Raw genomic sequence first — 21,336 nt, 5'->3', positions numbered from 1 at the left:
CTTCGCATGTCACTGCCGGCCCAGGGTCAAAAACTTCCCAATGGCCGATTTACGGACTGAGCGGATATCGACCGGGTTAGCGCATTCTTGCCAAGAAGGCGCTTGCATCGCTAGAGTAGCGTCCCATGGTTATAGAAGCGTCAGCCGTTTGATCCAAGATTTCCGACGTCTTTCGTGCTGCATCACCGATGTCATGAGCCAAGGAAATTCGACAATTATTGTGCCCGAAAATCCGGAAGGGGACACCATTAGAGTCCCTGTTCTGAAAGTATTTGACGGTGACGGATTTCTAACAAGAATTAAGGCCAGCGAACTCACGGGCAGCCCAAGCGACCAATCAGAGTTTGAACTCGCAGCTCGGTTTGCCTTCATCGACGCACCTGAATTGGAACAGCCCGGAGGACGTGAGGCCAAAGATTTTCTTCAAACTTTGATTGGCGGTAGATGGGTGGAACTTGAAGTTAGAATGAAGATGGATACGGGTCAGATAGTCGACAGACATAAGCGCATAGTCGGTGTGCCGTTTCTGACCGAGGAATACTCGGGTGCCGAATTCAGAACATCGTCTAACCGCACTCATGACGCTGCTACATTCGGGGGGCCACTACTCGTCACTAGGAACATTGAGCTAGAGATGGTTTTGAATGGATGGGCGTGGGTTCTCGAACGATATGGACCGGGCGAACGATATTTAGAGGCGTTGGACGATGCGCAACGTCACAAAAGAGGAATATGGGCGGCCACAGAGACCAACATTCGGCCATGGGAGTTTAAGCAGCAGAAACACCGTGAAAAGCGCCTCACGGACAAGAGAGGCACAAAATGTCCGATAGAGGGGTGTGGTGGCGATTTGGTGAAACGCAACGGTAAGTTTGGAGCGTTCTTCGGTTGCTCGACTTTCCCTGCCTGCAAATTCTCTTGCTCTGCTGCGATCTGAAAAACGCTCCGGCCCCCCGAAACCGTACGGACGGAGGCTTCTTTGAAGGGGCCAACGCCACGCTTTTTCCGGAACCACCAGCGTCCGGTTCGCCCCTCAGGACTTTGGATTTCAGCCTCCAGATATTACATTGTTTGGATGATTCGAGCTTGGGGTCCTCAGCGATGACCAATTCAGCGTTTGACGCTTGGCAACGTGATCCTGCAACACGTGCCCTGCTTGATTTTGCAAATAGCCCTGCGATGACGGAAGCGCAGAAGCTTGCAAAGGCCGTTGCCGACCTCCCGGGTAGTCGTGCCTTCGATGACGCACAGCTGCTCGCCAGCGTTCACGGTGGCTTGATGGATCAAAGGATCACCGACACCTACAATCGGGCCATTGAGGACGCTAAGGGGCTCGCCAGCGTTCATGGTGGCTTGATGGATCAAAGGATCGCTGACACCTACAATCGGGCTGTTGAGGACGCTAAGGGGCTCGCCAGCCTTCACGGTGGCTTGATGGATCGGAGCGTCACCGGCGCTTACAGTCGAGCGATAGAGGACGCTAAGGGGCTCGCCAGCGCCGGCAGCCACGCTATCACTGAGGCTCAAAGGCTTTCCGGCGCATTCACCAGCTTCGCCGACAGTCCCGCCATGAAGGATATGCAACGACTGGGCGGCCTGATTACCGGCTTCGCCGACAGCCCGGTCATGAAGGACATGCAGCGACTGGCCGGCGCATTCACCGGCTTCGCCGACAGTCCGGTCGTGCGTGACATGCAACGACTGGCCGGCGCATTCACCAGCTTCGCCGACAGCCCGATTATGCGGGATGTACAGCGCCTATCCGAAGCCGCAGCTGGTTTCGCCAATAGCCCAGCGGTTAGGGAGGCTCATAATTTTGTAGGCGCCTTCTCCGCCGCATCGGACCTTCCGACCTTCGCCGCTCTCAGTGGACTCGGAAAGGCTTTTGATCACTATCGACGCAATCCAAACTTGAGCGTTGTAGAGGCGTTTGCAGGCACATCAGCCGGACAAACGCTACAAGAACTGCTTGACAATCAGATAGCCAAATCGGCCACAGGCATATTCGCAGTTGGCGCAGAAGGCGTCCGCAACAAGCAAAGTGGAGCCTTATCTAAGGCCGATGACGCTCCGATTGATCCCAATTTGGCCGTGTACGAGGCGATTTTTGATGCGGTCAACTCGATCCATGACACTTTGAAGTCTGGGAAAGCAGGGCCACTCGAAAGCTACTTTGTAGGATACCTCTACCCACTGATTCTATGTGTATTTTTTTATATTCTATCTGGCATCGACCTTGATAACCAGAAGCAGGAGGTTATCAGCCACATTGATGAGTCAAAGCAGCAAATTGTTGAAAACATTAATGACAAATTATTCGTCCTAAAAGAATCTTTCGAGCAGTTATCCCATCGAATTGAGAAATCTCCTGACGTTTACATTGCCGTTCGCCGAGTGCGACTAAATTGGCAGAGAAAATATTCTGGCGGACACTATTTACTGCTCGAACCCGGTCAAGAGGTCGAGGTGCTGCGACGCTCGGGTAAATGGCTGGAAGTGCGAGCTATACTTCCCGACCAAACGGAGATTACTGGTTGGGTTCTCAAGAAATATATGCGAGCCGCCCGTTGACCCGCCATGTTCGTCTCAGCGAATGGTGTGGAATTCAAAAGGTACGATAGCTAAGCGCTTTCTTGAATGTTGAATCCCAACTCTCTTGCCTGTCGTAGCATGGTGTCCTTAGTGGCTTTCATTTTTTCGACGATTTTCCTTGTGGCTTCCAAGCCTACTTCACCACCGTTTTCAATCAGCCAATCCACCTCATTGATGATATCCGCCAATATGTGGTTCCCAAGCGCTGTAGCCGTCTCTAGATCGTCTGGAATGATATCAACGCCACCATGGGCACCAGTGACCGCATATGGCTTCCTTGGGTCTGTATAGTTCACATGCACGAGACGGGTTCCACCACCCTTAAATTCGATGATGAAGCTAGCCCCGTACTTGGATTCAGGATCACGCTTAAGCCTGACTTCCTCCACTATCGTCCTGATGTGTTGTGCGGTCTTTGCCCGTAGCTCAAAAAGCTTTTCAATGGTCACTTGGCCCGGTTCGGTTCCTACCTTTGGGAAGTCCACCAAATTGGTTTCCATGGCGGCTGTATGATTTGACCTCGTGGTGTTGCGCTCTGCCTCTAATGCCTTCACCTGTTCGTTGATGGCATCTAGCTTGGCTTGGTCTGCATCCATTCCCGGTTGAAGGGTTTTAGCAAGGCTATCGTTTTTGCGAACCATGTTGGCGATTGCCACAATGCCTTTTTGAAGCGATTGCCGCTCACCCTCTAGGCTCTGCAATTGTGCTGTAATTTCTTGGATGCGTGAACCCGAACCACCATGCATGATGGTCTGTAGGTCAATCTCATTCACAAAGCCCAAGAACGACTTTTCAAACACTTCATAGTTCCATGGTCGGGCATCGCATTTCCCTACCAACATGGCTTTGCAATAGAACTGTGGTGCCCTACCCGGCTTTGGTGGCCTGTGAGTCATCGGTCCACCGCATCTCTGACACTTTGCGATGCCGCCAAACAGGTTTGAATAAGCTGGTCCTTTCCTGCCACGACCAACCTTCAAACGGGATGCCATGCCAGCTTGTATCCGGTTGAATTCATCTTTGGTGATCACAGGCGGGAAACATCCTTCAATGATCGTTCCATCTTTCATGTGGTAGTCACCGTAAAGAGCCGGTGATTTCAGGATGTTTTCCAAGGCGGCTACCGTCCAATGGTTGGCAGCGCTTTTCCGCTTTGCCTTGGTGAATGGTTCATCCTTGGCTTTGTTCAGGGTAATGGCAATCTTGGGATAGCCGCAACCGGCCAAGCTCATGTCACACATGCGTTGAACAATCGCCCGTCTCTGTTCGCTATGGAACACCGCCTTTTTGGTCACAGGGTCTTTGGTGAGCCAACCCGTCATGCACTGAACGGGAAGCACTCCGGACTCTTTGGCCTTGGCGTAGCGTTCGGCATAGCTCTTTTTGGTTCGGTATTCTTTTTTGGCCGACTCCTCATGCGCCAGTTCCATTTTCATGATGGAACGCATGAGCGTTTGCAGCGTCATCTTGCCGGTCTGGTACTCTTGCCAGTCAATGGTTGTGACCACGATTAGCCCGGTTTTGATAATCGCCAACAAGAGTTGCAAGGCGTCTTCGATTGAGGCACGGCTTAGGCGGTCCAAGTCTTCCACGAACAGGATGGTTTCGGCTGGAAACTTGCCTGCCTGTGCCTCTTTAAGCAGGACACCAAGCGCACCGGACTCAAGGTTCTTTCCCTTGTAGGCTGACAAGCCCATATCGATCATCTGATGTTCATTGGCGATGGTCACGCCATAGCGTTCTTGGGCTTCATCGAACGAGTCTTTTTGTCGCCTTAGCCCGTCACCGTCCACCTGAATCAGTCTCGAAACACGGGCATAGCTCAATGCCAGCGGCCTTGTTCCAACATTTCCGGTATATGAATGAGAATGTAAATTATCCAACGAATTCATTGGCTTCCACCTTTCGGAGGCATATGGGAAGCCCGAACAGACTTACAAGCACTCCCTTTATGTCCAAAAGACTACTGGCGGACGCGCCAGACGAAGCCGGCGGCAAACACCCGCTCGGCCATCGTCGAGAGAATGCGGTCGTCTGCAACTTTCGCCACCGCGGCATTGTTGGGCAAAGGCCCGAGCAGCGACGACAGCTGCGCCTCGCCGCCTTTGCGTTTTGCTGCGCGGGCACGGATCTTCGCGAAATCGGGCATTTTTGCTCGCATCCTCACGCCACGCTTTTGACGGAGCGCCATCTTCCTATATGCAGACGAGGCTGCCAAGCCGATGCTTTTCCGATGGAGACATCCATGAACAAGACCGTGCCCGAACTCGCCAACCGCTGGCTGAAGCGAACGCCGGAGGCTCTCAGCGAGCTCGAGCGACGCGTGCTGCAGAGCACCGTCGACCGCAAGCCGATATCGCAAGACATCAATGACAGTCTGGCCGGCCTTCAGGGCGCGGGCGACCGTATCGCCGATGCCATCGCCCGCGTCGGCGGCTCATGGTCGTTCATCCTTTCCTTCATCGCTTTCCTGATCCTCTGGATCGGTGGCAATTGGTGGCTGCTGGGGCAAAGTTCGTTCGACCCCTACCCCTTCATCTTCCTCAATCTCGTCCTGTCGATGATCGCCGCCCTGCAGGCGCCGGTGATCATGATGTCGCAGAACCGCCAGGCCGCACGCGACCGCATCGACGCCGCCCACGACTATGAGGTCAATCTCAAGGCCGAGATCGAGATCATGGCGCTGCATGAAAAGCTCGACGAACTGCGCCACAGCCAGATCATCGGCATGCGTGACGAGATCGCAGAGATCGCCGACCGGCTGAAGCGGATCGACGAACGGCTGATGCCGCAGACATCATGACGGAGACCATCCATCATCTCATCGAGCAGTATGGGCTGATCGCCGTCTTTCTCGGCTGCGTCGCCGAGGGTGAAAGTGCTGCCATCCTTGGCGGCTTCTTCGCGCACCAGCACGTCTTCATCCTGTTGCAGGCCTTCCTGGCAGCCGCCCTCGGCGCCTTCGTCGGCGACACCTTCTTCTTCACCCTTGGGCGAAGCTTTGCCGACCATCCCTACGTTCTCAAACTGAAAGCCAGGCCGGGCTTCAATCACGCCTACCGTATGGTCTCCTCGCACCCCAACATCTTCGTGCTGTCGAACCGCTACATCTACGGCCTGCGCCTGGTCGGCGGCATAGCAGCCGGCTTTGCCAGCATCACGGTGAGACGCTTTGTCATTCTCAACGCCATCTCGTCGCTGGCCTGGGCGGCATTGTTCTGCACCATCGGCTATGTCTTCGGACTGGGCGCCGAGCGTATCGTCGGCCAGGCACTGCATCGTCACGAACGGCTGTTGGTAGCGCTCGCCATCGGGCTTGCCGTCGCCATCCTTGCCTGGCTCCTCGCCCGCAATGTTGCCAAAAAGGAACGCGCCAAGGACGCCCGCGATAGCGACGCCACGTAGTTCAGTCGTCGTCCTCGATCAAGGCGCGGTCGCCGCGGTCTAGGATCAGCGGGATGATCAAATCCTCCTCATCGGCAAGATGCCTGGTCAGCATGGCGATCAGCCGGCTGTTTTCGTTGGCATAGGCTTCAGCGGCAAAGCGCTGCTTGTCTTCGCTCTCCTGCAGCGTCTTGATGAAGGCATTCGCCGTCTCGGCATTGCGCTCCAGACTTTCATGGATCGTGTGGTGATCCGCATCGAGAATCTCGAAGCCGCGTTTCAGCCGCGGCTCGGCTTTGGCGAAGACCGGGAAGTATTGATAGTCCTCGACATTGTGGTGGCCGTCGAGGTGCCCAAGAAAATGGTTGAGGCGCGGCGCGAACCAGCGGGCGAAATCCGGTGCCGTCAGCCTGCCCTCGCGATAGTCGCCGATGCCGTTGCCGAGCATGCCGCCGAGCTCGCGGAACATATCGTGCCGCTGCAGCCACATGTTGGCCATGCCATGGATGTTGGCATGGCCCTGCCAGTTTTCACGCGGGTATTTTTCGACCAGCCAGCGCAGATCGTCCGGCAGGCCCGCCCGCTCAAGCAGCAAGAAATCGGTGGCCTCGGCCATGACAGTCTCCTTTGGATACCGTCATGTAGTGCCTGAGGTGTCAGATCGGTAGTCCGGTGATGCGCTCGATGATGGCGATGCCCCAGACGCCGGCCACGATCAGCACCGAAATCAGCACCGCCAGCGAACCGCAATCCTTGGCCAGCTGGATATCGACGTTGAACTCCCGGCTGAACGCATCGCAGGCTGCCTCGATGCCGGTGTTCAGAACCTCGACCATGATCAAAAGCAGCACCGCGCCGATCAGCAGCGCGTAGCCGCGCCACGACACCGAGACAAACCAGCCAAGCGGCAAGGCAAGCACCAGCAGCATCAGCTCCTGCTGAAAAGCCTTTTCGCTGGCGGCCAGCTTGCGAAACGCCCGCACTGAATTGAAGAAAGCATCGATAAGCCGCTGCATGCTCAAATCCCCTAGAATCACCGGCAGGGGATAACGCAATGGCCGGATCAAGGGAATAAGGCAGCTGCTTCAAAAATCATGGGCCCGCACTGTCACTCCTCGGCCACCTTGACCGACGGCGTCGACTTCTCGAACTGCGGCAGCGCGTCGTCGATCGCATAATAGTCGCCCTTGTCGCCGACGAAGATGTGGCACTGACCCTCGAGCCCGGTGGGCTTGTCGAACAGCCCGGCCATGACCGAAACATAGGCGTCGTGCCGCGGCTTCCAGAACAGCAGCGAACCGCATGTCTTGCAGAAGCCGCGCCTGGCAAACGAAGACGCCTCGTACCAGGTGATGCCCTCGGTTCCCGTTATCGTGATGTTTTCATCGAGGACATTGGTTGCGGCGTAGAAATGCCCGCTCTGCTTGCGGCATTGCGAGCAGTGGCAATAGACCACCCCTCGCAAAGCTCCCCGCGTCTTGAAGCGCACCGCCCCGCACAGGCACGATCCGCTGTGATTGTCATCCATCCCCGCCTCCATTCGATAGCGCCATTCATGGTTTCGCCACCCTGGCAGGATTCCAGTTCCGCTGCCGCCGCGTACAGGCAAATGCGACACTGCGTGGGCGTGTTTTGAATTCCCGCGACACGGGCAGCAACCCTTTTGCAGCCTGAGGTAGAGAAACTAGGTGACATTAAGGAAACTTTAGCGCCCCCGCATCTATGGTCCTTGCCAGCGAAAGTCGTGATTGGGGACGCGGCTTTTCGCAGTTTGGCCTGGAATTCGGCTCACGCCCCGTCGGCGACATCTTGCACTCGCAGATCTGCGAAGGCTCCCAGGGTAGAGTGAACAGCACATGCAGCCGGTAGCCGTCCAGACCGACCGAAATGCAGACATCGCAACCACCGTTGTGACCACCATGCGCCAGCTGGGTGTGCTCGGTCTGCCGCGCAACTATGAAATCTTCTACGAAGCGCTGAACGGCACCAATCGCGAGCTCAGCCTTGCTGTCGTCTCGTTGAGCAACCGGCCGACGCAAGAGGATCTGGACAAGATCGGCCGCACCTTCTTTGCGCAGCACCATGGTCCGGGCATTGTCGAGCAGGCGCGCGACGTCCTTGCCAGCGAGCTCGAGGACATCGCCTCGCTGCTGCGCAATGAACGCAGCCATATCGAGAAATACGGCAGGATCCTCGACGAAACGTCGAGCGGGCTTTCCAATCGCAGCCTGCTTTCGCAGGATCTGCTGCAAAAGGTCGTCAGCGCCATATCGGCAGCCACCAATTCGACGATCGACCACGGCAAGCAGGTTGCAACCACGCTGAGCGACAAAACGGCCGAACTCGAAAGCGTCAAGTCCAAGCTCGAAGAGTACAAGCGGCTCGCCGACACCGATCCGTTGACCCATATCTGGAACCGCCGCGCCTTCGACAAGCAGATCACCAGGATCTACACCAGCAACAAGGGCATCCTGTTCAACGCCCTGATCCTCGCCGACATCGACCGCTTTAAGGACATCAACGATCGCTACGGCCACCCGGTCGGCGACAAGATCATCCAGATTGTCGCCGACATCTTTCAGACCAGCATTGCCGGCGACATGTTCGTGGCCCGAACCGGCGGCGAGGAATTCGCGCTGATCATCGAGGGTGTCAGCGAGGACACCACCTACGAGATTGCCGAGCGCATCCGCCAGCTGATCGAACAGACGCCGTTTACCAGCAGCCAGACCGGCACCAACTACGGCACCGTCACCGTATCCATGGGCATCTGCATGGCATCCGAGGCCGACAGTGCCGAGGACCTGTACACCAAGGCGGACCGGGCGCTCTATCGCTCCAAGGTCAGCGGGCGCAACCGCGTGACCAAGCATTCGGCAATGGCCGGCCGCGCCGGCAAAAGCTGGCTGCTTTACAAGAAGGACTGACCCTTCCGCAGCAAGGGTTGTCGGTCGCGCCTCGAATTGTTTTGATCCAGCATCTTTCCATATGAATTTTTGTGGACTATATTTCCCACAGAAATGGAAAACCGATGTCCGTGACACAGCCTCGAATTGCTGCCAATGCAGCCGAAAATGCGGTCCTGACCAAGGCCACACTACGCGCTGCCGACCTTCTTGATATAACCGCCAGGATGCTGGCTTCCGTCATCGGTGTTTCGGAAGCCACGGTTTCACGCATGCGCCGGCAGGAATTCCTGCTGGAGCGCGGTACCAAGCCGTTCGAACTGGCGGTGCTGTTCGTGCGGCTGTTCCGCTCGCTCGACGCCATCGTCGGCGGTGACGAGACCGTTGCCCGCGCGTGGCTGAAGAACGCCAATACGGCGTTCGACGGCAGCCCGCTTGAAAAAATCCTGACCATTTCCGGGCTTGTCGATGTCATTGCCTATCTGGACTCCCGACGCGCTCTCGTCTGAAGCCGTCCGCCTCGACGGCAAATACTGGCGCATGGTCGAGGCGCAGCACCGTGTCTCGACATTGAAAGTCGTCGACACGCTCGACGAGCAGGCGCTGCTGGAAGAGCTGATCGAGGAAACCAAGCCGCAGATCCCGATCGAATGCCGGCATCTCCATTATCTCCTGGCGACGCCGTTCCGCTACGGCTCGGTCTATCCGCACGGCTCGCGCTTCCGCCGCGCCGGCAAGACCTTGGGCGTCTACTATGCCGCCGAAACGATGATGACCGCGGTTGCCGAAATGGCCTTCTACAGGCTGCTGTTCTTTGCCGAATCGCCGGATACACCCTGGCCGCACGACGCCGCCGAATACACCGCCTTCGCGGCTGCGATACGTATCGACAAAGCAATCGACCTGACGCGGCCACCACTCGACCGCGATGCGGCGGCGTGGACGCATCCGACCGACTATGCCGCTTGCCAGGCCATTGCCGATGTCGCGCGCGAGGCCGGCATGCAAGCGATCCGCTACCGCTCGGCGCGTGACCCCGGCGCCAACATCGCGCTTCTGACCTGCAAGGGTTTCGCCAAGGCCAAGCCGCTGGAACCACAGACCTGGCGCATCCGCCTGGGCGCCTTCGGCGTGCAGGCGATCGGCGAATTTCCGGAAAAGCGCATCGAGTTTTCCAGGGCCGCTTTTTCCGACCCTCGCCTGAAGGAGTTGCGCTGGGAACGCGGGCGCTAAACCGCCGCCTCGCTAAGCGAGGATGTTCACGGCACGCGCGGCCACCAGCGCGATCGTCAGCAGCGAGATCATCGCTTCCGCCATCATCAGCAGCTTGGCGCGCTGGCTGAGCGGCAAGGTGTCGGTGGGCGAGAACGCTGTCGCGTTGGTGAAAGCCAGGAACACATAGTCGATGAAACCCGGCAGCCAGCCATGGGTTTCGCGGTCGGGCAGCGTCATTTGCGGAAACAGGAAGTCGGCCTGCGCGCGCTTGACCAGACCGCAGGTCGGCGGCCCGCCCCGGTCAGTGCTCCAGAACCACAAGGCGAACACGATGACGTTGGTGACCCAGATATTCAGCGCATCGACCAGCAGCGTCGTTCCGGCGCCCGCATGCCCTTCGAGCAGCGCCTTGACCAGCAGGACCAATGCCCCGCAGTTCATGATGCTGATGACCCCTGTCATGACCAGCGCCGTCCGGCGGATGTAGACGCGAAACCGGCCGATCGCATACCAATGCTCGTGGTCGACGGCCTTCTGCGTCGCCATTTGTGTCCAGGCCGTCGCGATCGACAGCGGCACAAGCAGCGTCGCCTCGATCGCGGGCGCCAGCCAACGCGGCCCGAACGACAGGTCGTTGATGACGAGAAGCTGCAGACAGATGATGACGAGGACCGCAGCGCGCGCCGACCAGAAGTCAAGCGCGCGGTGGTGGATGATGGCATGCTCGTGGCGCATGGTGCTGGCGACCGGATAGTGAGAACTCGGAGCTTCCGCGTTCCGCCTCAATCTTGGTTTTGCAATGGTCGCGTGCGAACACATTTTCGTATGCGCGGGCGTGAGGACGGCCCGTCATGCATCGCCGCGAAACAAAAAAGCGCCGGATTTCTCCAGCGCTTTTGATCAACATAAGCCGGCAGGCTTAGCCGTTTGCAACCTGCTTGTGCTGCACCGGATGGCTCTTCTTGAGCAGGTCCGACACCAGGAATGCCAGTTCGATCGCCTGGTCGGCATTGAGGCGCGGGTCGCAATGGGTGTGATAGCGATCCTGCAATTCCTCGGCGGTGATGGCGCGGGCGCCACCAGTGCATTCGGTGACGTTCTTGCCGGTCATCTCGACATGGATACCGCCCGGATGCGTGCCTTCGGCGCGATGCACCTCGAAGAAGGTCTGCACCTCCTTGAGGATGCGGTCGAACGGCCGCGTCTTGTAGCCGGCGGCCTCGATGGTGTTGCCATGCATCGGGTCCGACGACCAGACGACGCTGCGGCCTTCCTTCTTCACCGCGCGCACCAGCTTGGGCAAATGGTCGGCGACCTTGTCGGAGCCGAAGCGCGCGATCAGCGTCAGCCGTCCCGGCTCGTTTTCCGGGTTGAGCAGGTCGATAAGCTGCAGCAGACCGTCCGGCGTCAGTGAGGGACCGCATTTCAGGCCGAGCGGGTTCTTGATGCCGCGGCAATATTCGACATGGGCATGGTCGGGCTGGCGCGTACGATCGCCGATCCAGATCATGTGGCCGGAGGTTGCGTACCAGTCGCCCGAAGTCGAATCGACGCGGGTCAGCGCCTCCTCGTAGCCGAGCAGCAGCGCCTCGTGGCTGGTGTAGAAATCGGTCTCGCGCAGCGCGTAGTTGGTCTCCGAGGTGATGCCGACGGCCTTCATGAAGTCCATCGTCTCGGTGATGCGATTGGCGAGCGACTCGTATTTCTCGCCCTGCGGGCTATCGGAGACGAAGCCGAGCATCCAGCTGTGCACGTTCTCCAAGCTGGCATAGCCGCCTTGCGCGAAGGCGCGCAACAGGTTGAGCGTCGCCGCCGACTGGCGGTACGCCATCTCCTGCCGTGCGGGATCCGGAATACGCGACTTGGCGTCGAACTCGATGCCGTTGATGATGTCGCCGCGATAGCTCGGCAGCGTCACCTCGCCCTTGGTCTCGTTGTCGGACGACCGCGGCTTGGCGAACTGGCCGGCGACACGGCCGACCTTGACCACCGGCTGCGCGCCGGCAAAGGTCAGCACCACCGACATCTGCAGGAAGACGCGGAAGAAGTCGCGGATATTGTCCGCGCCATGTTCGGCAAAGCTCTCGGCGCAATCGCCGCCCTGCAGAAGGAATGCGTCACCGGCAGCGACAGCCGCAAGCTGCTTCTTCAGCTTGCGCGCCTCACCTGCAAAAACCAGCGGCGGAAAGGTGGCGAGCTGAGCTTCCGTGTTCTTGAGCGCGGTGAGATCCGGATAAGCAGGAACCTGCTTGATCGGCATCGATCTCCAGGAATTCGGCGACCATTTTGTCATCGTTGCACCCAACGCTCTTTCCAGCGAACACCCGCGCTCGCCATTTCAGCCCCTATATGGGGTGGCGGCTCCATACACGAAGCCGATTTCCTATTCTAGACCGGAATTTCAGCGCTGGCGAATGAGCCGGCTATGCCGCCGCCAGCCGCGCCAATTGCGTCATTACCACCGCCGATCCGGCCAGCCGCTTTTCGGCAGTCGCCCAGTCGCGGCTGAACACGACGCTGTGGTCCGGGCGGATTTTGGCCAGCGAGCCCTGCTCGCCGATGAACTTGACCAGCCCGACGGGGTTGGAAAACTCGCGCTTGCGGAAATGGATGACGACGCCCTTTGGCCCGGCATCCAGCTTTTCGACATTGGCCTTGCGGCAGAGCGCCTTGATGAAGACGATCTTCAACAGATGCTTCACCTCCTCCGGCAGCGGCCCGAAGCGGTCGATCAGCTCGGCGCCGAAGGCATCGATTTCCTCGGTGTTTTCGAGATCGCCAAGCCGGCGATAGAGCGCCAGCCGCAGCTGCAGGTCCGGCACATAGCTTTCCGGGATCATCACCGCCGTGCCGACAGCAATCTGCGGCGACCAGCCGCCGTCCTGCACCTCGCCGGAATCCTTCACCTCGGCCACCGCTTCCTCCAGCATCTGCTGGTAGAGCTCGAAGCCGACCTCCTTGATGTGGCCCGACTGTTCTTCGCCCAGAAGATTGCCGGCGCCCCTGATATCGAGATCGTGGCTGGCGAGCTGGAAGCCGGCGCCCAGTGTGTCGAGCGACTGCAACACTTTGAGCCGCCGCTCGGCGGTGTCGGTCAGCTTGCGATTGGCCGGCAGCGTGAACAGCGCATAGGCGCGCACCTTTGAGCGGCCGACGCGGCCGCGCAGCTGGTAAAGCTGCGACAGGCCGAACATGTCGGCGCGATGCACGATCAGCGTGTTGGCGGTCGGGATATCGAGGCCGGATTCGACGATCGTCGTCGACAAAAGCACATCGTACTGGCCGTCATAGAAGGCGTTCATGATGTCGTCGAGTTCGCCGGGTGGCATCTGGCCATTGGCCACCGCCACCTTCAGCTCGGGAACGGATTCGCGCAGGAAATCATGGATTTCGGCGAGATCGCTGATGCGCGGCACGACGTAGAAGGAATGGCCGCCGCGATAGCGTTCGCGCAAAAGCGTCTCGCGGATGACCAGCGGATCGAAGGGCGAGATGAAGGTGCGCACCGCCATGCGGTCGACCGGCGGCGTTGCGATCAGCGACAGTTCGCGCACCCCGGTCAGCGCCAGCTGCAGCGTGCGTGGGATCGGCGTTGCCGACAGCGTCAACACGTGCACATCGGTCTTGAGATCCTTCAGCCGCTCCTTGTGCTTGACGCCAAAGTGCTGCTCCTCGTCGATGATCAACAGGCCGAGGTTCTTGAAGGAGATCGCGGACCCGAGCAACGCGTGGGTGCCGATGACGATGTCGACCTGGCCCTCGGCAATGCCTTTCTTGGTCTCGGCCAGTTCCTTGGCGCCGACCAGCCGCGAGGCCTGGCCGACGCGGATCGGCAAGCCGGAGAAGCGCTGCGAAAACGTCTTGAAATGCTGGCGCGACAACAAAGTCGTCGGCACGACGACCGCGACCTGAAAGCCTTCCATGGCCGCGATGAAGGCGGCGCGCAGCGCCACTTCGGTCTTGCCGAAGCCGACATCGCCGCAGATCAACCGGTCCATTGGCTTGCCGGCGGCCAGATCGTCTCTGACCGAGTCGATCGCCGTCTGCTGGTCGTCGGTTTCCTCATAGGGGAAGCGGGCGGCGAATTCGCCATAGAGGCCGTCTGCCGGCACCAAAGCCGGTGCGGCGCGCATCTGGCGCTCGGCGGCGATGCGGATCAACTGCCCGGCCATGTCGAGCAGGCGCTTCTTCAGACGCGCCTTGCGCGACTGCCAGGCGCCGCCGCCAAGCTTGTCCAGCGAGGCTTCAGCTGAATCCGAACCATAGCGCGACAGAAGCTCGATGTTTTCGACCGGCAGGAACAGCCGGTCGTCGCCGGCATAGTGGATTTCCAGGCAGTCATGCGGCGCACCGACCGCCTCGATGGTGCGCAGGCCGATGAAGCGGCCAATGCCGTGGTCGGCGTGGACGACGATGTCGCCTGCGGACAATGACGAGGCCTCGGCGATGAAATCGGACGCGCGCTTCTTGCGCTTGGAGCGCCGGATCAGCCGGTCGCCGAGAATGTCCTGCTCGGCGACGACGACCAGCTTTTCGGTCTCGAAACCGGCTTCGAGCGGCAGCACGGCAAGCGCCGCCTGCCCCGGCTCCAGCTTTTCCGCTTCGGCCAGCGTGGCAACCTGCTTGAGATTGCCGAGATGATGTTCTGCCAGGATCTGGCCGAGCCGGTCGAGCGAGCCCTCGGTCCAGCCGGCAACGACGATGCGTCGGCGCGCCGCGCGCTCGTCGGCAATGTGTTTGACGACGACATCGAAGACGTTGATGCCGGGGTCGGCGCGCTCTTCGACAAAGCTGCGGCCATGGCGCGAGCCGGCATGGTAGACCTTTTTGGCGCCGGCATCGGGCGCATCGAAAGGCGTGAAGTCGATGGCTTCGCGCGGTCCGAGCGACGCCACCAGGTTTTCCGGCGAGAGATAAAGCAGGTCCGGCGGCACCGGCTTGTAGGGCACGGCGTCCTTGAGCGCGCCGTCAGCCTGCTTCTTGCGCGCCTCGTAGTGATCGAGGATCAGCGTATGGCGTTCGGCCAGCGCCTCATGCGCCAGATGGTCGAAAATGACCGGCGTATCCGGCAGATAGTCGAACACCGTCTCCAGCCGCTCGTAGAAGAACGGCAGCCAGTGCTCCATACCGGCGAAACGGCGGCCTTCGCTGACCGCCGCATAAAGCCCGTCATCGCGCTGCGGCGCGCCAAAAGCTTCGATGTAGGAGCGGCGGAAACGGCTGATGGTTTCGGGCGTCAGCGCCACTTCGCTCATCGCCTGCAGTGCCATCGACTTGCGCTGGCCGGTGGTGCGCTGGGTCGCGGCGTCGAAGACGCGGATCGATTCCAGCGTGTCGCCGAAGAAATCGAGCCGCAGCGCCTCGGTCCAGCCGGGCGCGAAAAGGTCCAGAATGCCGCCGCGCACCGCGAACTCGCCAACGCCACGCACGGTCGGCACCCGCTCGAAGCCGGAGGTTTCCAGCCGCGACACCAGCGCGTTCATGTCGATCTGATTGCCGGGCTTGGCGTGGAACGTCTGCGACTCGACCAAATTCGCAGGCGGAATACGCTGCAACAGCGCATTGGCGGTGGTGAGGATGACAGCGCGATGCGGCTTCTTGGCCAGCGCGATCATCGCCGTCAGTGCATCGAGCCGCTTGGCGGCAGCATCCGAACCTGGCGAGACGCGGTCGTAGGGCAAACAGTCCCAGGCCGGCAGTTCCAGGACCGGCAGGCCGGGCGCCGCAAAGGCCAGCGCCTCGACGATCGACGGCAGGCGCTGGCCGTCGCGCGCCACAAACAGCACCGGCTTGTCCGCAGCGATCTCGAGTGCCGCCTGCACCAGCGCAAACGCCTCGTAGCCGTCGGCGACGCCGTCGACGATGAATTGGCCGGCGCGGCCTTTGGGCAGACCGATGGTGGGGATCAGGCTCATGGATTACACGTTCAAAATGTCATGGACCGGCGGGACGCCAGGATTTTTTGCAGGACCGCACAGTCGATCTCCTGGGGAACCGGGCGTTCGCCGGTGACCATCGGCAGGAATTCGGTGTCGGGAATGTCGAGGAGCCCCTCATATTGGTCGATTTCGTCATCGGTCAAGGCGCCGATCTCGGCATCGGCGAAGCTGCCGAGGATAAGATCCATTTCGCGCATGCCGCGATGCCAGGAGCGGAACAACAGCTTACGGCGGCGGGCGTCGAGCCCCTCGCTTGATCGTGTTGTTCCAGTCATCTTACCGCATCCCAGCTCTTGAACGGCGCATATAGCGTGGATAGAGGACGGTGTCAGCCTTGCGCCGCGGCTGTCGCGACATAAGCTGACATCATGCGTCCTTCCATCCTCGATCCGCTGTTTGTCCCGATCACTTCGCTTGCCGGCGTCGGGCCGAAGGTTGGCACGCTGATCGAGAAAATCGTGCCGGCCGACCTCGGTGACCGTGCCGCGCGCGCCGGTGACCTGTTGTTCGTGCTGCCGCACACCGTGATCGACCGCCGCAACCGGCCGGGCATCGCACTTGCCGCCGAAGGCGCCATTGTCACCCTCGAGGTGCGCATCGACCGCCATCAGCCGCCGCCGCGCGGCAACCGCTCGGTGCCGTACCGTGTCTACGCCCATGACGACACCGGCGAGATCGGGCTGACCTTCTTCCATGCCCATGCCGCCTATCTCGAAAAGGCCATGCCCGTGGGCGAGCATGTTGTGGTCTCCGGCCGTATGGAATGGTTCAACGGCCGCCCGACCATGGTCCATCCCGACCATATCGCGCTGGCCGGCGACGCCGAGAACCTGCCGCTGGTCGAACCGGTCTACCCGCTGACGGCTGGGCTGTCGGGCAAAGTGCTGCGCCGCGCCATCGGCCAGGCGCTCGCCCGGCTGCCGGTGCTGCCGGAATGGCAGGACGCCGAATTCCTGCGCCGCCGCACCTTCCCGGCCTTCGCCGACGCGCTGACCCGCATCCACAATCCGGCCGACCCAATCGACGTTTCCGTCGATGGCGCGGCATGGCGGCGTCTGGCCTATGACGAGCTTTTGGCCGGCCAGGTGTCGCTGGCGCTGGTGCGGGCAAAGGTCCGACGCCTGTCGGGACGGCCGCTGGTCGGCGACGGCCGCATCGTCGAAAAACTGCGTGCGGCTCTGCCCTATTCGCTGACATCAAGCCAGGAATTCGCCCTGGCCGAGATCAACGCCGACCTCGGCGATCCCGAACGCATGCTGCGGCTGCTGCAAGGCGATGTCGGCTCCGGCAAGACGGTGGTCGCGCTGCTGGCCATGGCGCGCGCCGTCGAAGCCGGCGGCCAGGCGGCGCTGATGGCGCCGACCGAAATCCTGGCGCGCCAGCATCTGGCGACAATCACGCCTCTGGCCGAACAAGCCGGCCTGCGCATCGCCATCCTCACTGGCCGCGAGAAAGGCCGGGAACGCACCGACACACTGGCCGGTCTGGCCAGCGGCGACATCGACCTTGTCGTCGGCACCCATGCGCTGTTCCAGGAGACGGTGACCTACCACGACCTCGTCTTCGCCGTCGTCGACGAACAACACCGCTTCGGCGTCCACCAGCGGCTTGCCATCACCGCCAAGGGCGACGCGCCTGACATGCTGGTGATGACGGCAACGCCGATCCCGCGCACGCTTGTACTGACCGCCTTTGGCGACATGGACGTGTCGAAGCTGACGGAAAAGCCAGCCGGGCGACAGCAGATCCGCACCGTTACGCTGCCGCTCGAACGGCTGGACGAACTGGTCGGCCGCATGCTCGACGCCGTCGCCGATGGCCAGAAGATTTATTGGATCTGCCCGCTGGTCGAGGAATCCGAAGAGATCAAGCTGATGTCGGCTGAAGACCGCTTTACCTCGCTGGAGCCCTTGTTCGGCGACCGCATCGGTCTTGTCCACGGCCGCATGAAAGGCGCCGAAAAGGACGAAGCGATGCGCGCCTTCAAGGTCGGCGAAACCCGCATCCTGATCGCCACCACCGTCATCGAGGTCGGCGTCGATGTGCCCGACGCGACGATCATGGTCATCGAACATGCCGAGCGTTTCGGCCTTGCGCAACTGCACCAGTTGCGCGGCCGGGTCGGGCGCGGCGACAAGCCCTCCTCCTGCGTGCTGCTCTACAAGGACCCGCTCGGCGAGACGGCAAAGCGCCGCCTGTCGGTGATGCGCGAGACCGAGGATGGCTTCCGCATAGCCGAAGAGGATCTGAAACTGCGCGGCGAAGGCGAGTTGCTCGGCACCCGCCAATCCGGCACGCCGGGCTTCCAGGTGGCGCGCCTGGAAGTGCATGCCGACCTGCTGGAAGCTGCCCGTGACGACGCCAGGCTGGTCCTGTCGCGCGATCCGGAACTGCAGTCCGAGCGCGGCGAAGCCCTGCGGCTATTGCTTTATCTGTTCGGCCGGGACGAAGCCGTGCGGCTCCTGCGGGCCGGCTGAGACAAAGCGCCGATCGTTGGATTGGCGAGATCTCCATCGATCTGCTCGCCGTTCAGCGTCACCAATTTGGCGTTGACCTCCGGCGCCACCAGTCCGGCCGAAACGATCAGCTTGGCGCCGTCCTCGATCGTCATGTCGAGCAGCACGATGTCGGATTTCGGCACATACATTAGGAAGCCGGTGGTTGGGTTGGGCGTGCATGGCATGAACACCGCGATCAGCGGGTCGCCTTCTTGATCGAGCTTCTGGTTGATCTCGGTTTCCTTCTCGCTGGCGACGAAAACCAGCGACCAGACACCCTTGCGCGGATATTCGACCAGCCCGACCTGGCGGAACATGTCGCCCTTGTTCGACAGCACGGTCTCAAAGATCTGCTTCAGCGACCCATAAATGCCGCGCACCAGCGGCATGCGGCCAAGCAGGCGCTCGCCGAAATTGACGATGGCGCGGCCGACGATGTTGGCGGTGAGGAAACCGATCATTGTGATCAGGAACAGCGCCACGATCAGCCCGAAACCCGGAACCTGGAACGGCAGATAGGTGTCCGGGCTGTAGCGTGCCGGAATATAGGGCTTTACCCAGGAATCGACCCAGCCGACCACAGACCAGGCGATATAGGCGGTGATCGCCAGCGGCGCGCAGACGACAAAGCCCGTCAGGAAATAATTCCTCAACCGGGTCATGCCGGAGGTTCGTGGAGCGTCGGACATGGGTCACCGGGGGCGCGGGTTGCATCGCAACACTAGTGAACCGGAAAGCGCTTTGGAACTGCGAAGTTTTTAAAGAACGCCTATTCCACCGTCACCGATTTCGCCAGATTGCGTGGCTGGTCGACATCGGTGCCCATGAACACGGCGGCGAAATAGGCCAGCATCTGGATCGGCAGCGCGTAGATGATCGGCGAGATGATTTCCGGCACGTCGGGCAGGACGATCGTCTCCATCGTCTTCACGCTCGCCTGGGCCGCACCCTTGGCATCGGTGATCAGGATGATCTTGCCGCCGCGCGCCGCCACTTCCTGCATGTTCGATACGGTTTTTTCAAAAATGCGGTCATGCGGGGCGATGACGATGACCGGCATGTTCTCGTCGATCAGCGCGATCGGCCCATGCTTCAACTCGCCGGCGGCATAACCCTCGGCGTGGATATAGGAGATTTCCTTGAGTTTTAGCGCGCCTTCCATGGCCAGCGGGAAATTGGTGTCGCGACCGAGATAGAGCACATCGGAGTAGCGCGACAGTTCCCGCGCGATCCTTTCGATCTGCGCTTCGAGTTTCAGCACCTGGTTGGCATAGCGCGGCGCTTCGGAGAGCTCGCGCACCAGAATTTTCTCCTGCTCCTTCGAGATCGTGCCGCGCGCCACGCCGGCCCGCACGGCAAGCGATGCCAGCACCGAGAGCTGGCAGGTAAAAGCCTTGGTCGAAGCGACGCCGATCTCGGGGCCGGCGAGCGTCGGCAGCACCACATCGGATTCGCGGGCCATGGTCGATTCGCGCACATTGACGATCGCGCCGATCTTCATGCCGGCCTTGCGGCAATAGCGCAGCGAGGCCAGCGTGTCGGCGGTTTCGCCGGACTGCGAGATGAAGAAGGCGGCGTCATTCGCCGACAGCGGCATCTCGCGGTAGCGGAATTCCGAGGCGACATCGATATCGACCGGCAGCCGCGCATAGCGCTCGAACCAGTATTTGCTGATCAGCCCGGCGAGATAGGCGGTGCCGCAGGCGGAAATCGCCAGCCGGCCGATCTTGGCGAAATCGAACGGCAGGTCGAGCGGCTTCGAGACCCCGCCGACGAAATCCACATAATGCGCCAGCGTGTGCGAGATCACTTCGGGCTGTTCATGGATTTCCTTTTCCATGAAATGGCGCCGGTTGCCCTTGTCGACCATGAAGCTGGTCGACAGCGACTGCTGGCGCTTGCGCTCGACCTCTTTGCCGTCCATGTCGAAAATGGCGACCCCGCCGCGGCGCACCACCGCCCAGTCGCCGTCTTCCAGATAGGTGATCGAATTGGTGAACGGGGCGAGCGCGATGGCGTCGGACCCGAGAAACATCTCGCCGTCACCATGGCCGACGGCCAGAGGCGGGCCGTTGCGGGCGCCGACGATCAGGTCTTCGTCTCCCTTGAACATGATGGCCAGCGCGAAGGCGCCTTCCAGCCGCTTCAGCGCCTGGTGCGCTGCCTCGACCGGCTTCAGCCCCCTGGCCAGTTCGCGCGCTACCAGATGCGCCACCACCTCGGTGTCGGTCTGCGACGAGAAAGAATAGCCGTCGCGGATCAGCTCCTCGCGCAGTTCGGCGAAATTCTCGATGATGCCGTTGTGGACGATGGCGACGCCGTCGGAAAAGTGCGGATGCGCGTTGGTCTCGTTGGGCACGCCATGCGTCGCCCAGCGCGTGTGGCCGATGCCGATCGTGCCGTCGAGCGGCTCGTCCTTGAGCCGGCGCTCGAGGTTGACCAGCTTGCCTTCGGCGCGGCGGCGACCGAGCTGGCCATGCTCGATGGTGGCGACACCGGCAGAGTCATAGCCCCGGTACTCGAGCCGCTTCAGCGCATCGACGATGAGCGGCGCCACCTGCGAGTGGCCGACAATCCCAACGATACCGCACATGGCTGCTTGCCCCCGATTCCCTGCAGAAAACCCAGCGCTATTTAGGGATGGCCGGCCTGCCGCGAAAGTCACATTGCGTTTCGTCCCGTATCAGCCGGAACGCTTCTGCACCGATGCACCATGCCAGACTGCTCTTGCAATCCGGTTACTGCAATCGTTCAGTTTTTTCTGGCGATCGACCTGAGACGATGGTTTTCACCACAGAGATA

General features: G+C 60.6%; 18 protein-coding genes and 1 pseudogene. 8 read left to right on the top strand and 11 right to left on the bottom strand.

What is annotated here, in order from left to right; all coding sequences use genetic code 11:
* Positions 1-148: 148 nt before the first annotated feature.
* A complete protein-coding gene (locus AC1DX6_RS14085; RefSeq protein WP_477314264.1) occupies positions 149-937 on the top strand; it encodes a topoisomerase DNA-binding C4 zinc finger domain-containing protein in 789 nt (262 codons plus the stop codon).
* A gap of 164 nt (positions 938-1,101) precedes the next feature.
* Complete coding sequence (locus AC1DX6_RS14080) at positions 1,102-2,571, top strand: hypothetical protein (RefSeq protein ID WP_477314262.1); 1,470 nt, start codon at positions 1,102-1,104, stop codon at positions 2,569-2,571.
* Positions 2,572-2,621: 50 nt separating this feature from the next.
* On the opposite strand, the gene AC1DX6_RS14075 is transcribed toward AC1DX6_RS14080, so the two are convergent.
* Both AC1DX6_RS14075 and AC1DX6_RS14070 read right to left on the bottom strand, forming a co-directional pair.
* The gene (locus AC1DX6_RS14075; protein WP_477314260.1) at positions 2,622-4,484 is read right to left on the bottom strand and encodes a recombinase family protein; all 1,863 of its coding nucleotides are present in this window, start codon (positions 4,482-4,484) and stop codon (positions 2,622-2,624) included.
* A gap of 80 nt (positions 4,485-4,564) precedes the next feature.
* Positions 4,565-4,741: pseudogene (locus AC1DX6_RS14070) on the bottom strand (DNA-3-methyladenine glycosylase I); the annotation flags it as partial.
* Positions 4,742-4,837: 96 nt separating this feature from the next.
* Here AC1DX6_RS14070 and AC1DX6_RS14065 point away from each other — a divergent pair.
* Both AC1DX6_RS14065 and AC1DX6_RS14060 read left to right on the top strand, forming a co-directional pair.
* Positions 4,838-5,395, top strand: coding sequence for a DUF1003 domain-containing protein (locus tag AC1DX6_RS14065; protein ID WP_477314258.1), 558 nt, complete (start codon positions 4,838-4,840; stop codon positions 5,393-5,395).
* Complete coding sequence (locus tag AC1DX6_RS14060) at positions 5,392-5,997, top strand: DedA family protein (protein ID WP_477314256.1); 606 nt, start codon at positions 5,392-5,394, stop codon at positions 5,995-5,997. The genes AC1DX6_RS14065 and AC1DX6_RS14060 overlap by 4 nt, the downstream gene beginning before the upstream one ends.
* 1 nt (position 5,998) lies before the next feature.
* Here AC1DX6_RS14060 and AC1DX6_RS14055 read toward each other — a convergent pair whose 3' ends face one another.
* The 3 genes from AC1DX6_RS14055 to AC1DX6_RS14045 all read right to left on the bottom strand — a co-directional run bounded on the left by AC1DX6_RS14055 (position 5,999) and on the right by AC1DX6_RS14045 (position 7,504).
* Positions 5,999-6,592 carry a hemerythrin domain-containing protein gene (locus tag AC1DX6_RS14055; RefSeq protein WP_477314254.1) on the bottom strand — a complete coding sequence of 198 codons (594 nt, stop codon included), beginning with the start codon at positions 6,590-6,592 and terminating at the stop codon, positions 5,999-6,001.
* Positions 6,593-6,632: 40 nt separating this feature from the next.
* Positions 6,633-6,992 (bottom strand): diacylglycerol kinase, encoded by a 360-nt coding sequence (locus AC1DX6_RS14050; RefSeq protein WP_477314252.1) that lies wholly within the window; start codon positions 6,990-6,992, stop codon positions 6,633-6,635.
* Between the two features lie 92 nt (positions 6,993-7,084).
* Positions 7,085-7,504, bottom strand: coding sequence for a GFA family protein (locus AC1DX6_RS14045; protein WP_477314250.1), 420 nt, complete (start codon positions 7,502-7,504; stop codon positions 7,085-7,087).
* Positions 7,505-7,832: 328 nt separating this feature from the next.
* Here AC1DX6_RS14045 and AC1DX6_RS14040 point away from each other — a divergent pair, with 328 nt between their 5' ends.
* The 3 genes from AC1DX6_RS14040 (at position 7,833) to AC1DX6_RS14030 (ending at position 10,115) form a co-directional block, all read left to right on the top strand.
* Positions 7,833-8,903 (top strand): GGDEF domain-containing protein, encoded by a 1,071-nt coding sequence (locus tag AC1DX6_RS14040; protein WP_477314248.1) that lies wholly within the window; start codon positions 7,833-7,835, stop codon positions 8,901-8,903.
* A 104-nt stretch (positions 8,904-9,007) separates the two neighbouring features.
* The gene (locus AC1DX6_RS14035) at positions 9,008-9,391 is read left to right on the top strand and encodes an antitoxin Xre/MbcA/ParS toxin-binding domain-containing protein (RefSeq protein ID WP_477314246.1); all 384 of its coding nucleotides are present in this window, start codon (positions 9,008-9,010) and stop codon (positions 9,389-9,391) included.
* Positions 9,351-10,115 (top strand): RES family NAD+ phosphorylase, encoded by a 765-nt coding sequence (locus AC1DX6_RS14030; protein WP_477314244.1) that lies wholly within the window; start codon positions 9,351-9,353, stop codon positions 10,113-10,115. Before AC1DX6_RS14035 ends, AC1DX6_RS14030 begins: the two co-directional genes overlap by 41 nt.
* 12 nt (positions 10,116-10,127) lie before the next feature.
* Here AC1DX6_RS14030 and AC1DX6_RS14025 read toward each other — a convergent pair whose 3' ends face one another.
* From AC1DX6_RS14025 to AC1DX6_RS14010, 4 genes are all read right to left on the bottom strand, one after another.
* Positions 10,128-10,832: a hypothetical protein gene (locus AC1DX6_RS14025; RefSeq protein WP_477314242.1), complete on the bottom strand. Its 705-nt coding sequence runs from the start codon at positions 10,830-10,832 to the stop codon at positions 10,128-10,130.
* Positions 10,833-11,016: 184 nt separating this feature from the next.
* Complete coding sequence (locus AC1DX6_RS14020; protein WP_477314240.1) at positions 11,017-12,390, bottom strand: class II 3-deoxy-7-phosphoheptulonate synthase; 1,374 nt, start codon at positions 12,388-12,390, stop codon at positions 11,017-11,019.
* Between the two features lie 130 nt (positions 12,391-12,520).
* The gene (mfd, locus tag AC1DX6_RS14015; protein WP_477314238.1) at positions 12,521-16,012 is read right to left on the bottom strand and encodes a transcription-repair coupling factor; all 3,492 of its coding nucleotides are present in this window, start codon (positions 16,010-16,012) and stop codon (positions 12,521-12,523) included.
* 11 nt (positions 16,013-16,023) lie between these two features.
* Positions 16,024-16,311, bottom strand: a complete 288-nt coding sequence (locus AC1DX6_RS14010; protein ID WP_477314236.1) for an FAD assembly factor SdhE — start codon at positions 16,309-16,311, stop codon at positions 16,024-16,026.
* A gap of 93 nt (positions 16,312-16,404) precedes the next feature.
* Here AC1DX6_RS14010 and recG point away from each other — a divergent pair, with 93 nt between their 5' ends.
* Positions 16,405-18,513: an ATP-dependent DNA helicase RecG gene (gene recG, locus AC1DX6_RS14005; protein WP_477314234.1), complete on the top strand. Its 2,109-nt coding sequence runs from the start codon at positions 16,405-16,407 to the stop codon at positions 18,511-18,513.
* Here recG and AC1DX6_RS14000 read toward each other — a convergent pair.
* Both AC1DX6_RS14000 and glmS read right to left on the bottom strand, forming a co-directional pair.
* A complete protein-coding gene (locus AC1DX6_RS14000; RefSeq protein ID WP_477314232.1) occupies positions 18,465-19,223 on the bottom strand; it encodes a DUF502 domain-containing protein in 759 nt (252 codons plus the stop codon). The two genes, recG and AC1DX6_RS14000, sit on opposite strands and share 49 nt — an antisense overlap.
* A gap of 80 nt (positions 19,224-19,303) precedes the next feature.
* Positions 19,304-21,127, bottom strand: a complete 1,824-nt coding sequence (gene glmS, locus AC1DX6_RS13995; protein WP_477314230.1) for a glutamine--fructose-6-phosphate transaminase (isomerizing) — start codon at positions 21,125-21,127, stop codon at positions 19,304-19,306.
* Between the last annotated feature and the right edge of the window lie 209 nt (positions 21,128-21,336).

It is taken from the genome of Mesorhizobium sp. P2_C4 (assembly GCF_056404575.1).
Note: the sequence above shows the minus strand (reverse complement) of the source record. Positions and strands in the feature narration are given on the sequence as shown.